Annotated in this window: 12 protein-coding genes; 7 read left to right on the plus strand and 5 right to left on the minus strand. The window is 74.4% G+C overall.

Annotation, left to right across the window (positions count from 1 at the left end; translation table 11 throughout):
• Positions 1–2: 2 nt before the first annotated feature.
• Positions 3–1,004: an EamA family transporter gene (locus ACZ6J5_RS05830; protein WP_469387997.1), complete on the minus strand. Its 1,002-nt coding sequence runs from the start codon at positions 1,002–1,004 to the stop codon at positions 3–5.
• A 128-nt stretch (positions 1,005–1,132) separates the two neighbouring features.
• On the opposite strand from ACZ6J5_RS05830, the gene ACZ6J5_RS05835 reads away from it, so the two are divergent.
• Positions 1,133–1,654 carry a MarR family winged helix-turn-helix transcriptional regulator gene (locus ACZ6J5_RS05835; protein WP_469388000.1) on the plus strand — a complete coding sequence of 174 codons (522 nt, stop codon included), beginning with the start codon at positions 1,133–1,135 and terminating at the stop codon, positions 1,652–1,654.
• Positions 1,655–1,736: 82 nt separating this feature from the next.
• On the opposite strand, the gene ACZ6J5_RS05840 is transcribed toward ACZ6J5_RS05835, so the two are convergent.
• The 3 genes from ACZ6J5_RS05840 to ACZ6J5_RS05850 are packed head-to-tail and all read right to left on the minus strand — an operon-like array spanning position 1,737 to position 4,532.
• Positions 1,737–1,967, minus strand: a complete 231-nt coding sequence (locus ACZ6J5_RS05840; protein WP_469388003.1) for a hypothetical protein — start codon at positions 1,965–1,967, stop codon at positions 1,737–1,739.
• Between the two features lie 20 nt (positions 1,968–1,987).
• A complete protein-coding gene (gene malQ, locus ACZ6J5_RS05845) occupies positions 1,988–4,174 on the minus strand; it encodes a 4-alpha-glucanotransferase (RefSeq protein WP_469388005.1) in 2,187 nt (728 codons plus the stop codon).
• A gap of 1 nt (position 4,175) precedes the next feature.
• Positions 4,176–4,532 (minus strand): hypothetical protein, encoded by a 357-nt coding sequence (locus ACZ6J5_RS05850; RefSeq protein WP_469388007.1) that lies wholly within the window; start codon positions 4,530–4,532, stop codon positions 4,176–4,178.
• 161 nt (positions 4,533–4,693) lie between these two features.
• On the opposite strand from ACZ6J5_RS05850, the gene ACZ6J5_RS05855 reads away from it, so the two are divergent.
• On the plus strand, positions 4,694–7,831 hold the full coding sequence (locus ACZ6J5_RS05855; protein ID WP_469388010.1) for a beta-N-acetylglucosaminidase domain-containing protein: 3,138 nt from the start codon (positions 4,694–4,696) through the stop codon (positions 7,829–7,831).
• A gap of 23 nt (positions 7,832–7,854) precedes the next feature.
• Here ACZ6J5_RS05855 and ACZ6J5_RS05860 read toward each other — a convergent pair whose 3' ends face one another.
• Entirely contained in the window at positions 7,855–8,418 is a 564-nt protein-coding gene (locus tag ACZ6J5_RS05860; RefSeq protein WP_469388013.1) for an HNH endonuclease, read from the minus strand.
• A 297-nt stretch (positions 8,419–8,715) separates the two neighbouring features.
• Between ACZ6J5_RS05860 and ACZ6J5_RS05865 the strand changes: the two genes are divergently transcribed.
• The 5 genes from ACZ6J5_RS05865 to ACZ6J5_RS05885 all read left to right on the plus strand — a co-directional run bounded on the left by ACZ6J5_RS05865 (position 8,716) and on the right by ACZ6J5_RS05885 (position 14,500).
• Complete coding sequence (locus tag ACZ6J5_RS05865; RefSeq protein WP_469388658.1) at positions 8,716–9,780, plus strand: mechanosensitive ion channel family protein; 1,065 nt, start codon at positions 8,716–8,718, stop codon at positions 9,778–9,780.
• 199 nt (positions 9,781–9,979) lie between these two features.
• Entirely contained in the window at positions 9,980–11,200 is a 1,221-nt protein-coding gene (locus tag ACZ6J5_RS05870) for an ROK family transcriptional regulator (protein WP_469388015.1), read from the plus strand.
• Positions 11,201–11,303: 103 nt separating this feature from the next.
• On the plus strand, positions 11,304–12,656 hold the full coding sequence (locus ACZ6J5_RS05875) for an ABC transporter substrate-binding protein (RefSeq protein WP_469388017.1): 1,353 nt from the start codon (positions 11,304–11,306) through the stop codon (positions 12,654–12,656).
• Entirely contained in the window at positions 12,653–13,594 is a 942-nt protein-coding gene (locus tag ACZ6J5_RS05880; protein ID WP_362475815.1) for a carbohydrate ABC transporter permease, read from the plus strand. Before ACZ6J5_RS05875 ends, ACZ6J5_RS05880 begins: the two co-directional genes overlap by 4 nt.
• A gap of 3 nt (positions 13,595–13,597) precedes the next feature.
• A complete protein-coding gene (locus tag ACZ6J5_RS05885; protein ID WP_469388020.1) occupies positions 13,598–14,500 on the plus strand; it encodes a carbohydrate ABC transporter permease in 903 nt (300 codons plus the stop codon).
• Positions 14,501–14,505: the final 5 nt, after the last annotated feature.

The raw sequence follows: 14,505 nt of genomic DNA on the forward strand, positions 1-14,505 counted from the left end.
GGCTACCGTCGCACCGCCACACCCTCCAGGTCCATCGAAACTTCCCGACCGTTCTCTTCAGTTGAGCTGAACGATTCGCCGGCCTCGGGGGCCCCGGCGGCGGGGGCCGCGACCTCGGGGGCCCCGGCGGCTCCCTTCGCCGCCTTCGGGGTGCGGGGTCCCATCTGGCCGAGCAGGGTGGCGCCGAAGGCGATCGCCATGCCGAGCAGCTGCACCGGGCCGAGCGCCTGGCCGAGGGCGGCCCAGCCGATGACGGCGGCGGTGAGCGGGGAGAGCGGGCCGAGCAGGGTGACCGAGGAGGCGCTGAGCTGCTCGATGCCCCGGAACCAGAGGAAGTAGGAGATCGCGGTGTTGCCGAAGGCGAGGTAGGCGTAGCCGGCCAGGTTGGTGCCGGTCAGGGCGGGCGGGGCGCCCTCGATCAGGAAGGCGACGGGCAGGATGATCAGGCCGCCCGCGCTGAGCTGCCAGCCGGTGAGGGCCAGGGCGCCGACACCCTCGGGGCGGCCCCAGCGCTTGGTGAAGACGGTGCCCGCGGACATCGAGAGGGCGGAGAGCAGTCCGGCGACGACGCCGATCATGTCGAGCGCGGCGCCCGCCTTGAGGACCACGAGACTGACGCCGAAGGCGGCGGCGATGGCGGTGAGCAGCCCCTTCACGGTGGGCTTGTCGCCGAGGAACAGGGCGGCGAGACCGACGACGAAGAGCGGGCCGACCGAGGCGACGACGGCGGCGACCCCGCCGGGCAGGCGGTAGGCGGCGAGGAAGAGGAGCGGGAAGAAGGCTCCGATGTTGAGGGCTCCGAGGACGGCGGACTTCCACCACCAGACCCCCTGCGGCAGCTTGCGGGTGAGGGCCAGCAGGACGAGGCCGGCCGGGAGGGCCCGCAGCAGACCGGTGAGCAGCGGCCGGTCGGGCGGCAGGAACTCGGTGGTCACGAAGTAGGTCGAGCCCCAGGAGATCGGGGCGAGCGCGGTCAGTGCGACGGTGGCGGCCTTGCGGGACATGACGGGTTCCCCCCTGGAAGCGGTGGTCAGCTCGCCGTGTGGCTTGCTGGCAATTAACTTACCACTAAGCTACTTACTTGCAAGTGGCTTTCTTGCCATCGAGTCAGCGAAGAGGGGAAACTGGGGCCATGGACACGCACGCACAAGCCGCGGGACCCGCGCACGACGCCGTCGACGCCATCGCCGACCAGTGGGCCGCCGTCCGCCCCGACCTGGACACCCTGCCGATGGCGGTCTTCGGGCGGATCTACCGGCTGGCCGGCGCCATGCGGGGCAGGGTCGACAAGGCCTACGCGCCGTACGGGGGGATGTCGCTCGGCGAGTTCGACGTGCTCGCCACGCTGCGGCGCTCGGGCGAGCCGTACACGCTCTCCCCGCGCCAGCTCACCGCCACGCTGATGATCACGACCGGCGGGATGACGGGCCGGCTGGACAAGCTGGAGCGGGCGGGGCTGATCACCCGCAGCCCCGACCCGAACGACCGGCGCGGACTGCGGGTCACCCTCACCGAGGAGGGCCGCGTCCTCGTGGACCAGGCCGTCGGCGCCGGACTCGCGCAGCAGGCGGCGGCCGTGGAGGCGGCGCTCACCCCGGAGGAGTCGGAGCAGCTGGCGGCGCTGCTGCGCAAGCTGCTCGCCACCACGGCCTGAGGATCCGGGGGCTCAGAGGACGCAGAAGGGCGCCGCGCGGCAGCTCGTGCCGTGCGGCGCCCTCATGAGGAGCGGGTGGGGCTTACGCCTTCTTCCTGGACTTGTCGAGCACGGCCACCAGGCCGATGATCACCAGGAACAGCACCACCGGTGCCGCGACAAACAGGCCGAGGGTCTCGACGACACTCAGCTTCGGGGCCGGGTCGTCACCGTCGTCGCGGGTCAGCGCGAGCGCGGGGGACGACATGAGCAGCATCATCAGCGTCGTACCGGCCGCGACGGCGCCGGCGCGCAGGGCGTTCTTCTTGTCCACGGTGCAAAAGTAGCGAACACCTAAACCGACCGCGCGCCCGGGGGTGCCGTACGGGCCCCGACCTCCTCCGCGAGCGTCCGGAACAGCGCGTGCGCGCGGGGCGAGGCGGCCAGCCGCTCCAGGGTCAGCGGCTGCCCGTCGGGGTCCGCGAGCGGCAGCCGCCAATTGGGGTACTGGTCCCAGGTGCCCGGCAGGTTCTGCGGCCTGCGGTCCCCCACCGCGTCCGGCAGCCACATCCCGACCAGCCGCGCCGGGGTGGCCGCCAGGAAGCGGTGGAAGGCCCTGATCTCCGCCGCCTCGTCGCCCGGCCCCTCCGGCAGCAGCCCCAGCCGCTGGAGCAGCCCCAGCCACTCGGTGGTCTCGGCGGCGTCCCGGGCCCGCTCCCGCTCCAGGTCGCCGGGGAGCAGCCCGAGCCGGTGGCGGAGCGTCACATGGGCGCCGGAGAGCCGGGCCGCGGTGGGGGGCAGGTCATGGGTGGTGGCGGTGGCCACGCAGCCGGGCCGCCACGCCGCCGGGGGCAGCGGCCGCCCGGTGCCCGCCCAGTCCCGCTCGAACCAGAGCACCGAGGTGCCGAGCACCCCGCGCCGGGCCAGCGCCTCCCGGACGCCCGGCTCGACCGTGCCGAGGTCCTCGCCGATGACGAGGGCGCCCGCCCGGTGGGCCTCCAGGGCGAGGAGGGCGAGCATGGCCTCGGCGTCGTGGCGCACGTACGTCCCCTCGGCGGGCTCCGCGCCCTCGGGCACCCACCAGAGCCGGAACAGGCCCATGACGTGATCGATCCGCAGCGCGCCCGCGTGCCGCAGCAGTTCGCGCAGCAGCCCCCGGTACGGGGCGTAGCCCTCGGCGGCCAGCGCGTCCGGGCGCCAGGGCGGCAGGCCCCAGTCCTGGCCCCGGGCGTTGAAGGCGTCGGGCGGGGCGCCCACCGACATCCCGGCGGCGAAGACGTGCCGCTGGGCCCACGCGTCGGAGCCGTCCGGGTGGACGCCGACGGCCAGGTCGTGGACGATCCCGACCGCCATCCCGGCCCGCCGGGCGGTGTCCGCGGCGGCGGCGAGCTGGCCGTCCGTCAGCCAGGCCAGCCGGCAGTGGAAGTCGACCCGTGCGGCGAGCTCCGCGTCGGCCCGCACCGCCGCCTCGGCCGCGCGCGGCTCGCGCAGCTCCTTGGGCCAGCGGCGCCAGTGGTGCCCGTGCCGCTCGGCGAGCGCCTGGTAGGTGGCGTGGTCTTCCAGGGCGCGCCCGCGCTCGGCGAGGAAGTCGCGGTAGGCGGCGCGGCGGCCGGGGCCGAGCTCCACGGTGTGGATCAGTTCGAGGGCCCGCAGCTTGGCCGCCCAGACGGCGTCCCGGTCGATCAGCGCGCCCTTGCCGATGACCCGTTCGCGCAGCTCGGCGGCGTCGGCGAGGACGGCTTCGAGCTCCTCGCGCCGGTCCGGGCCGAGCAGCGCGTACTCGGGGACGTCCTCGATCCGCAGGTGCACCGGGTCCGGGAAGCGGCGCGAGGAGGGGCGGTACGGGGAGGGGTCGGTGGGCGCGCCGGGCACGGCCGCGTGCAGGGGGTTGACCTGCACGAATCCGGTGCCGTGCGTCCGGCCCGCCCAGTCGGCGAGCTCCCGCAGGTCGCCGAGGTCGCCCATGCCCCAGGAGCGGGTGGAGAGCAGCGAGTAGAGCTGGACGAGCAGGCCGTGGGCGCGCCCCTCGGGCCCCGGCGCGTGCGCGGGCGCGACGATCAGGGTGGCGGTGCCCCGGCGCCCGTCGGGGGTCTCGGCGGCGAGCCGGTGCACGCCGAGCGGGAGGGCGCTCCAGTCGGGTGCCGCGCCGGACGCGCCGCCGGTGCCGGTGGATCCGGCGAATCCGCTGGGTCCGGCGAGTCCGGTGGATCCGGTGGATCCGGTGGATCCGGTGACAGCGGGTCCGGTGACGGTGGTGCCGTCCTCGGTGGTGACGGTGAGCCGGGTGCCGGGCGGCAGCCCGAGGGCGGGGCGCGCGGGCCCGTCCCGCCAGTGGACGAGGGTGGGCGCCAGCAGGCGGGCACGGGCGGCCCGTTCGGCCGCGCCGAGCGCGGCGGTGAGCGCCTCGGGCGTGGACGCGTCGACGTCCAGGGCGCGCAGGACGGCCACCACCGTGGCCTCGGGCACGGCGACCGTGACGCCCTCGGAGGGGGCGTACTCGGTGGCGACGCCGTGCAGTTCGGCGAGACGGGCCAGGGTCACTTCACACTCCGGGTGACTCCGTGCCGCCCGCGGTGCCCCGGGCGGTGGGTTCGCTGGTCAGGGGGGCCGCCTCGATGAGCGGCGGCTCGCTGGTGAGGGGCGCGGCGTCGGCGAGCGGGGGTTCGCTGGTGAGCGGGCCCTGCCGGGGGACGCGGATCGGTGCGGGGGTCCGCTCGCGTATCCGCGGGGCGGGCTGGTCGGTCGCGTGCACGGGAACTCCCGGTTCGTCTCGGCGGTCTCGGCGGGCCCGGCGGTCTCGGCCGGTCCGGCGGACCCCCTGCGGGCTCGGCGGTCTTCGGCTGTCTTCGGCCGTCTCGGCGGGCGAGGCGGCCGGGACGGCACGGGAAGGATTACCCACTGCTCCCCGTTTTACCGGCGGAAGTTGACGAACGGGTGCCACCTCGCCGGAAGCCCGTCAGGCAAACAGGACAGTTCGACCAGCCGCATTGACACTCCGTCGGCCCGGGTGATGGGCTCGCCGTCATCGAATCGTGACCCACGGGACCGAAGGGAGCACCCGTGCACCTCGGGCACAGGAGGCGGACGGCGGCCGCGGTGGCCGTCGCGGTCATCGGCGGATTCCTCGGCGGCGCCGTCCCGGCCCCGGCCCTGGCGGTGCCCGGCACCCCGGGCGCCCTCGTCGCCTCACCCGCTCCTCCCGTCACCTCCGCCCCTCCCGTCACCCCTGTCGCGGGGCGGGCCGCCGTCGCCCCCGCCCCGCCCGCCGTCTGGCCGCGCCCCCAGTCGCTGACCGCCTCGGGCGCGCCGGTGGCGCTCGGCGCGGAGGTGACGCTCCTGGCGGCGCCCGGCGCCGACCCGCACGCCCTCGCCGCGCTGCGCGCGCTGCTGCGGTCGGGCGGTGTGCGCACGGTCCACGAGGCGCTGCCAGGCCGGGGCGTGGTGCTCCGGGTCGGCGAGGACGCCGCCGGGGCCCGGGAGGCGCTGGCGGCGCTGCGGGTGCCCGCGCGGGGCGACCTGCCGGACGGCGGCTACCGGCTCGCGGCCGGCCGCGTCCAGGGCCGGGGCACGGTGGTGCTGGACGGCACCGGCGAGGACGGCCTGTTCCACGCGGTCCAGACGCTGCGCCAGCTGCTGCGCGCCGACGGCACCCTGCCGGGTGTCCGGGTCCGCGACTGGCCCGGCACCGCCGTGCGCGGGATCACCGAGGGCTTCTACGGGCGCCCCTGGAGCCGCGAGGAGCGGCTGGCCCAGGTCGAGTTCCTCGGCCGCACCAAGCAGAACCGCTATCTGTACGCGCCCGGGGACGACCCGTACCGGCAGGCGCTGTGGCGGGAGCCCTATCCGGCCGCCGAGCGGGCCGCCTTCCGCGAGCTCGCCGACCGGGCCCGGGCCCGCCACGTGACGCTCGCCTGGTCCGTGGCCCCCGCCCAGTCGATGTGCCTGTCCTCGGAGCGGGACCTGGCCGCGCTGACGGCGAAGCTCGACGCCATGGGGGCGCTGGGGGTGCGCGCCTTCCAGCTCGGCTTCCAGGACGTCAGCTACAGCGAGTGGCGCTGCGCGGCGGACAGCAGGGCCTTCGGACGGGGTCCCGAGGCCGCCGCCCGCGCGCACGCGCGCGTGGCCGGCGCGGTCGCCCGGCACCTGGCCGAGCGTCACCCGGGGGCGCAGCCGCTGTCGGTGGTGCCGACCGAGTACTACCAGGACGGCGCGACCCCGTACCGCACGGCGCTGGCCGGGGCCCTGGACCCGCGGGTGCAGCTGGCCTGGACGGGCGTCGGGGCGGTGCCGAGGACCATCACGGGGCGCGACCTGGCCGCCGCCCGCGCGGCGCTGCGCCACCCGCTGGTCACCATGGACGACTACCCGGTCAACGACTACGCCCAGGACCGGCTCTTCCTCGGCCCCTCGACGGGCCGGGAGCCGGCCGTCGCCGCCGGGAGCGCCGCCTTCCTGGCCACCGCCATGGAGCAGCCCACCGCCTCGCGCGTGCCGCTGTTCACCGCCGCCGACTTCGCCTGGAACCCGAAGGGCTACCGGCCGAGGGAGTCCTGGCGGGCCGCCGTCGAGGACCTGGCCGGGCCGGATCCGGCCGCCCGCGCGGCGCTCGGCGCGCTGGCCGGGAACGGGGCCTCCTCGCTGCTCGCCCCGGAGGCCGAGTCGGCCTATCTGAAGCCGCTCGCGGACGCCTTCTGGGCGAGCCGCGCCGACGCCGACCGGGCGGCCCGGGAGCGGGCGGCGGGCGAGCTGCGGGCCGCGTTCACCGTGATGCGCCGGGCTCCGGAGCGGCTGGCCGGGACGGCGGGCGGCGCGCTGCGCGCGGAGGCGGGCCCGTGGCTGGAGCAGCTCGCGCGGTACGGGCGGGCGGGCGAGACGGCCGTGGACATGCTGCTCGCCCAGGCGCGCGGCGACGGGGCCGGGGCCTGGCGGGCGCAGCTGGAGCTGGAGCGGCGGCGCGAGGAGCTGGCGGGGAGCCCGGTGACGGTCGGCAAGGGCGTGCTGGACCCGTTCCTGGCGCGGGCGGTGACGGAGTCGGCGGCCTGGACCGGCGCCGACCGGGTGACCGGCCCCGGGCTGCGCGCGGACGCGGCGCCGGACGCGTACACGGTCCGGATGGGGCGCGCCCGGCCGATGGAGACGGTCACCGTGATGACGGAGCCCGGCGAGGGCGCCACGGGCACCCTGGAGGCCCTGGTGCCCGGCGAGGGCTGGCGGGCGCTGGGCCCGCTGGCGGCCTCGGGCTGGACGCAGGCGGACCTGGCGGGGCTGCGCGCGGAGGCGGTGCGGATCGTGTGGGACGGCCCGGCGGGGCGGGTGCGCTCGCTGGTGCCGTGGTTCGCGGACGAGCCTCGGGCCGGTCTGGAGCTGGAGCGCGCGGAGGCCGACGCGGAGATCGGCGGCCCGGCGGTGCGGGTGGCCGCGACCCTGGAGGGACGGCGGGCGGCGGAGCTGCGCGGGGCGCTGGCCGCGCGGGCGCCGAAGGGGATCACGGTGCGGCTGCCGGCCGAGGCGCTGGTGCCGCGCGGCACCCGGGCCACGGTGCCGCTGGAGGTGACGGTCGCGGCGGGCACGCCGGCCGGCTCGTACGCCGTCCCGGTGAGCTTCGCGGGCGAGGAACGGGTCCTGACGGTCCGGGCGTTCCCCCGGACGGCGGGCCCGGACCTGACGCGGGGCGGCACGGCCTCGTCCTCGGGCGACGAGACGCCCGGCTTCCCGGCGGCGCGGGCCGTGGACGGCGATCCGACGACGCGCTGGTCCTCGCCCGCCGAGGACGGCGCCTGGTGGCAGGTGGAGCTGGCCGAGCCGGCCCGGGTGGGCCAGGTGGTGCCGCACTGGCAGGACGCCTACGCGCGGGCCTACCGGATCCAGGTCTCCGCCGACGGGCGCACGTGGCGTACGGCCGCCACGGTCCGCGACGGGCGGGGCGGCCGGGAGGCGGTGCGGCTGGACGCGCCGGGCACCCGCTTCGTGCGGGTCCAGGGCGACGCGCGGGCCACGGAGTACGGGTACTCGCTGTGGACGGTGGAGGTGTACGCGGTGGCGGAGCCGTCGGCGCCGGGCGGCCACGAGGGCGCCGCGGGCGCCGGGGGCCCCGGGGAGGCACCCCCGCCGTCCGGTGCGGGCGACGGCGGGGGCGGGGCCCGGGATGCCCGGGAGGCGCTGGAGGAGCCGGGCGGCACGGTGCCCGGCCCCTCCTGAGCCGGGAACGCGAAAGGCCCGGCTCAACCCGTCGCCACGGCCCCCACGGGGGCGGTGACGACCGAGTCGATCCGGGCCAGCGCGTCGTCCGCGCCGTACGGCTGGAGGTAGGGCAGCCACCGCGGGTCGCGATGGCCGGTCCCGATGATCCGCCAGGCCAGTCCGGTCGGCGGGGCGGGCTGGTGCCGCAGCCGCCAGCCCAGCTCGCGCAGGTGCCGGTCGGCTTTGACGTGGTTGCAGCGGCGGCAGGCCGCCACGACGTTCTCCCAGGCGTGCGTCCCCCCGCGGCTGCGCGGAATGACGTGGTCGACGCTGGTTGCGACGCCTCCGCAGTACATGCAGCGTCCGCCGTCGCGGGCGAAGAGCGCTCTGCGGGTCAAGGGGACGGGCCCCCGGTAGGGGACCCGCACGAACCGTTTGAGGCGCACCACACTGGGCGCGGCCATCACACGGCTCTCGCTGTGCAGGAAGGCGCCGGACTCCTCGAGGCAGAGTGCCTTGTTCTCCAGGACGAGGACGAGCGCGCGGTGGAGCGGTACGACGCCGAGCGGCTCGTACGACGCGTTGAGGACCAGGACATGCGGCACGGATGCCTCCTATGACGCCGGCGGCGCGTGGCTCGCGCCGGGACGAAACTGCTCCCAGTCTCTCCTCATGCCTGGTCGGCGCGCCACCACGTACCGGTAACGGGTACCGCGCCCGGGGTGTTCTCGACCACATCGGCGGGCTGGGGGGAGTCTTCCCCGGGCGTCGCCCGTCTTCCCCTGTGTACCCGCTGTGCGCCCGCCCGCACGCCGGCCGGGGCGCGCCGTGTCCCCCGTTAGTGTGGACGGAACGCCCCACGGATTGCCCGCCCCTGCCCTGGAGGTCCCCCCGTGCCCCCCGTGTTCTGGTCCGCCCTGTCGACCGCCGACGCCCCGCCCTCCGTCCCGGTGACGCTGGACGAGGCGGCCGAGACGGCGACGAACGCCGCGGGCTGGGTGGAGCAGAACTGGTCCACCTGGCTGAACACGGGCCTGCGGATCGTGCTCATCCTGGTCGTGGCGCTGACCCTGCGGATGCTGATCCGCCGGGCCCTGACCAAGCTGATAGACCGGATGAACCGCTCGGCGCAGGCCGTCGAGGGGACGGCGCTCGGCGGTCTGCTGGTCAACGCGGAGCGGCGCCGGCAGCGCTCGGAGGCCATCGGCTCGGTGCTGCGCTCGGTCGCCTCGTTCCTCATCCTCGGCACGGCCGGCCTGATGGTCCTGGGCGCCTTCAAGATCGATCTGGCGCCGCTGCTGGCCTCGGCCGGTGTGGCGGGTGTGGCGATCGGCTTCGGCGCGCGCAACCTGGTGACGGACTTCCTCTCCGGCGTCTTCATGATCCTGGAGGACCAGTACGGGGTCGGCGACACGGTCGACGCCGGGGTCGCCTCCGGCGAGGTCGTCGAGGTGGGCCTGCGGGTGACGAAGCTGCGCGGCGTGGACGGCGAGATCTGGTACGTACGCAACGGCGAGATCAAGCGGATCGGCAACCTCAGCCAGGGCTGGGCGACCGCCGCGGTGGACGTGACGGTCCGCCCGACGGAGGACCTGGACCGGGTGTCGGCGGTCATCGGCGAGGCGGCCGAGTCGATGGCGAAGGAAGAGCCCTGGAACGAGCGCCTGTGGGGCCCGGTGGAGATCCTGGGTCTCACCGAGGTGCTGCTCGACTCGATGACGATCCGCGTCTCGGCGAAGACGATGCCGGGCAAGAAGCTGGGCGTGGAGCGGGAGCTGCGCTGGCGGATCAAGCGGCAGCTGGACGAGGCGGGCATCCGGATCGTCGGCGGGGTGCTGCCCGCGCAGGCGGAGGACTCCCCCGCCGACCCGTCGGCGGCCGTGGCGGCCCCCTCGGCCTTCGCCTCCCCGACCTCTCCCCAGTCCGCGGCGGCCACCCCGCTGCCGAAGCCGGATCTCACGAAGTAGCCGTTCCGCGTACTCCCGAGGGGCGTCCCGCCGATGATGGCGGGGCGCCCCCGCGCGTTCGGGCCGGGGTCCGCCGGGGCCTTGCTGGTCCGTACCGGTGGGACACGGGCTCTTGACGCCCCGGTGACGGGCGTCTTACCTTCCTCCCAACCCAATAGGAAAGTTTCCTAACAGTGCGGCGGGACAAGGCGGATCCGACATGGCAGGTACCACCCCGGGAACGCCCGGCACCCCGCGCGTGCTGCGGGCCATGAACGACCGGGCCGCGCTCGACCTGCTGCTGGAGCACGGCCCCCTCTCGCGCACCCGGATCGGCAAGCTCACCGGACTCTCCAAGCCGACCGCCTCCCAGCTCCTCGCCCGCCTCGAAGCCGCCGGGCTCGTGGTCGAGACCGGGACCACCGCGGGGCGCCCCGGGCCCAACGCGCAGCTGTACGCGGTGAACCCGCGGGCCGCCTACGCGGCGGGGCTCGACGTCTCGCCGAAGCTGATCCGCGCCGCCGTCGCCGACGTGACCGGCGCGGTGGTCGGCGAGTTCGAGCTGCGGACCCCCGGCCGGCCCGCCGAGGGCGGTGTGGTCCGGCAGGTCGCCGACGCGCTCACCGGCGCCGTCACCGCCGCCGGGCTCGACGGGCTCGACGCGCTGCACCGGGTGGTCATCGGCACCCCCGGCGCCTTCGACCCGGCCACCGGACGCCTGCGCTACGCCTCCCACCTGCCCGGCTGGCACTCCCCCACGCTCCTGGAGGAGCTGGCCGTCGCCCTGCCGATGCCCTTCGAGTACGAGAACGACGTCAACCTCGTCGCCGTCGCCGAGCAGCGCCTGGGCGCCGCCCAGGGCCACGAGGACTTCGTGCTGCTGTGGAACGAGACCGGCGTCGGCGCCGCCGTCGTGCTCGGCGGCCGGCTGCACCGCGGCTTCACCGGCGGCGCCGGCGAGGTCGGCTTCCTGCCGGTCCCCGGCACCCCGCTCGTCCGGCAGGTCGCCAAGGCCAACTCCGGCGGCTTCCAGGAGCTCGCCGGGGTCCAGTCGATCCCCCGGATCGCCAAGACCCTCGGCATCGACACCCGCGAGCAGCCCTACGTGGAGACCGCCGCCGGACTGCTCGCGCACGCCGCCGCCCACCACGCCGAGGACGAGCGCTACGCCCGACTCCTCGACACGTACGCCGAGCGCCTCGCGACCGGTCTCGCCGCCGTCGTCGCCGTGCTCGACCCCGAGCTCCTGGTCCTCGCCGGCGAGGCGGTCACCCCCGGCGGCGAGCCGCTGCGCGCCCGCGTCCAGGCCCAGCTCGCCGACCTCGCCGCCGCCCGTCCCCGGCTGGTCCTCGCCGCCGTGGCCCCGACCCCCGTCCTGCGCGGCGCGCTGGAAAGCGCCCTGGCCGCCACCCGCGACGAGGTCTTCGACACCTCCCGCTGACCCCGTACCGCCGTACCACCGCACCCCGCACCGCCGTAGCACCGCACCACCACCCGTACCGCCCCTGACCCCGTACGCCCCGCCCCGCCCAGGGAGACCCGCCATGCCCGCACGCCAGAGCCGGCTCGCCGCCACACTCGCCGCCACCGCCTCCATAGCCCTGTTCGCCTCCGCCTGTACCGGCTCGGCGGGCACCGGCTCCGCCGACGACCCGAACGCGCAGACGACGATCACCTTCTGGCACGGCTGGAACGCCCCGTCCGAGGTGAAGGCGATCAACGACAACATCGCCCGCTTCACGAAGGCGCACCCGAACATCAAGGTCGACGTCATCGGCGGCATCAACGACGACAAGCTCAACCAGGCGCTGCGCACCGGCGGTTCCAAGGGCCCCGACGTGGTCTCCTCCTTCACCACCTCCAACGTCGGCAAGTTCTGCTCCTCCGGCGCCCTCGTCGACCTGAAGCCCTTCATCGAGAAGTCCAGGCTGGACCTCGACACGCTCATCCCGAAGACGCTGCTCCAGTACACGCAGTTCGAGGGCAAGCGGTGCGCGATGCCGCTGCTCACCGACGCCTACGGCCTCTACTACAACAAGACCGCGTTCAAGGACGCCGGCCTCGACCCCGAGAAGCCGCCGCGCACCTACTCCGAGCTGCTGGCCACCGCCAAGAGGCTGACCAAGCCCAAGGGCGACTCCTTCGAGCAGCTCGGCTTCATGCCGAACTACCACGGCTACGAGACCACCAGCGAGCACTACCTGGGCAGCTGGGGCCCCACCTACTTCGACGCGAACGGCAAGTCGGCCGTCGGCACCGACCCCGGCATCGCCGAGATGATGACCGTCCAGAAGAAGATGGTCGACGAGCTCGGCGGCTACGAGAAGCTGGAGCGCTACCGCACCGGCCTCGGCGACGAGTGGGGGGCCAAGCACCCCTTCCACACCGGCCAGGTCGCCATGCAGATGGACGGCGAGTGGCGGCTCGGCATGGCCACCGACGCCAAGGTGCCCTTCGACATCGGCGTCGCCCCCATGCCCGTACCGGACAGCCAGGCCGCCGACTACGGCAAGGGCTTCCTGTCCGGCACGATCATGGGCATCGCGCCGCAGAGCAAGAAGCAGAACGCGGCCTGGGAACTGATCAAGTTCATGACCACGGACACCGACGCCGTCGTCGCCTTCGCCAACGGCATCCGCAACGTGCCCTCCACCTTCGCGGCCCTGAAGTCGCCGGACCTGAAGTTCGACCCGCGCTTCAAGACCTTCCTGGAGATCGCGCAGCACGAGAAGTCCAACACCCCGGCCGGCGCGATCAACGGCGACTCCTACCTCAAGACCCTCCAGGACTTCGCCCTCCAGTACGAGAAGGGCGGGGTGAGCGACCTCAAGGCCGGCCTGGCGAAGACCGCGCAGCAGATCGACACCGACATGGCCAAGGCGAACGGCGGCCGATGAGCACCCACACCCTCCGCGCCAAGCGCCGCAGGTCGGCGCTCCGGACGGCGGCCTTCATGTCACCGTGGCTGATCGGGTTCGCCGTCTTCTTCGCCTACCCGCTGGTCTCCACCGTCTACTTCTCCTTCATGAACTACGACGGCTTCACCCCGCCGTCCTTCAACGGGCTGGAGAACTGGACGTACGTCCTGCGGGACTACCCGATGTTCTGGCCCGCCCTGCGCAACACCCTGTGGCTGGTCGTCGTGATGGTCGCCTGCCGGGTCGTCTTCGGCCTCGGCATCGGCCTGCTCATCACGAAGATCAAGACCGGCGCCGGGGTCTTCCGCACCCTGTTCTACCTGCCCTACCTGGCCCCGCCGGTCGCCGCCACACTCGCCTTCGTCTTCCTGCTCAACCCCGGCACCGGCCCGGTCAACGCGCTGCTCGACGGGGTCGGGATCACCGGCCCCGGCTGGTTCACCGACGCCGCCTGGTCCAAGCCCGCGCTCACCATGCTCGCGGTCTGGGGCATCGGCGACCTCATGGTCATCTTCATGGCCGCGCTGCTCGACGTACCGAAGGAGCAGTACGAGGCGGCCGAGCTGGACGGGGCCTCGCCCTTCCAGCGCTTCCGCTTCGTGACCCTGCCGAACATCTCGCCGATCGTGATGTTCGCGGTCGTCACCGGGGTCATCCAGGCCATGCAGTACTACACCCAGCCGCTGGTGGCCGGGAAGGTCGCCTCCGGCGTGATGGGCGGCTCCGGACAGCCCTTCGAGCCCGGCTACCCCGACAAGTCCACGCTGACCCTGCCGCAGCTCGTCTACAACCTCGGCTTCCAGCGCTTCGACTACGGCGCCGCCTGCGCCATCGCCCTCGTCCTCTTCGCCCTGGCCATGCTCTTCACCGGGCTGCTGATGCGCCGCCGCGGCGGCCTCATCCAGGCAGGTGACTGACCCGTGAGCCAGGTACTCGACCCCCCGAAGACGGCGGCACGCGGCGCCGAGGGGACCTCCCCCGCCGCCCGCACCGCCCGCCGCAAGGCCCTGCTGCACTGGATCGCGGTGCACTCGCTCGGCGTCGCCGCCGCGCTCTTCTTCGTCCTGCCCTTCGTCTTCGTCCTCTTCACCTCGCTGATGAGCGACCAGCAGGCGCTCACCCGCGACCTCACCCCGAACACCTGGGAGTGGGGCAACTACGTCCGCGTCTTCGAGACCCCGGGCTTCCTCACCTGGTGGCGCAACACCCTGGTGTACGCGGGCGCCGGCACCGTCCTGACGGTGCTCTCCTCGATCCCGGTGGCGTACGCGCTCGCCAAGTTCCGCTTCCGCGGGCGCAACCTCTCGCTGCTCCTCGTGATCTCGATGATGATGCTGCCGCCGCAGGTCGTCATCATCCCGATGTACCTGTTCTGGTCCAAGGAGCTGGACCTGTCCGGCACCCTGTGGCCGCTGATCATCCCGATGGCCTTCGGCGACGCGTTCTCCATCTTCCTGCTGCGCCAGTTCCTCATGACCATCCCGAACGAATACCTCGACGCGGCCCGTGTGGACGGCTGCGGCGAACTGCGCACCCTTGTGAGGATCGTGCTGCCGATGGCGAAACCGGGGATCGCGGCCGTCGCGCTCTTCCAGTTCTTCGCCGCGTGGAACGACTACTTCGGACCGCAGATCTACGCCTCGGAGAACCCGGGGGCGTGGACCCTGAGCTACGGCCTGGAGTCCTTCAAGAGCGCGCACCACACCGACTGGAATCTGACCATGGCCGCGACCGTCCTGGTCATGGCCCCCGTGATCCTCGTCTTCTTCTTCGCCCAGAAGGCGTTCGTCGAGGGTGTCACGCTGACCGGAGTGAAGGGCTAGCCGAC

This window comes from Streptomyces sp. NPDC042100, from assembly GCF_055582325.1.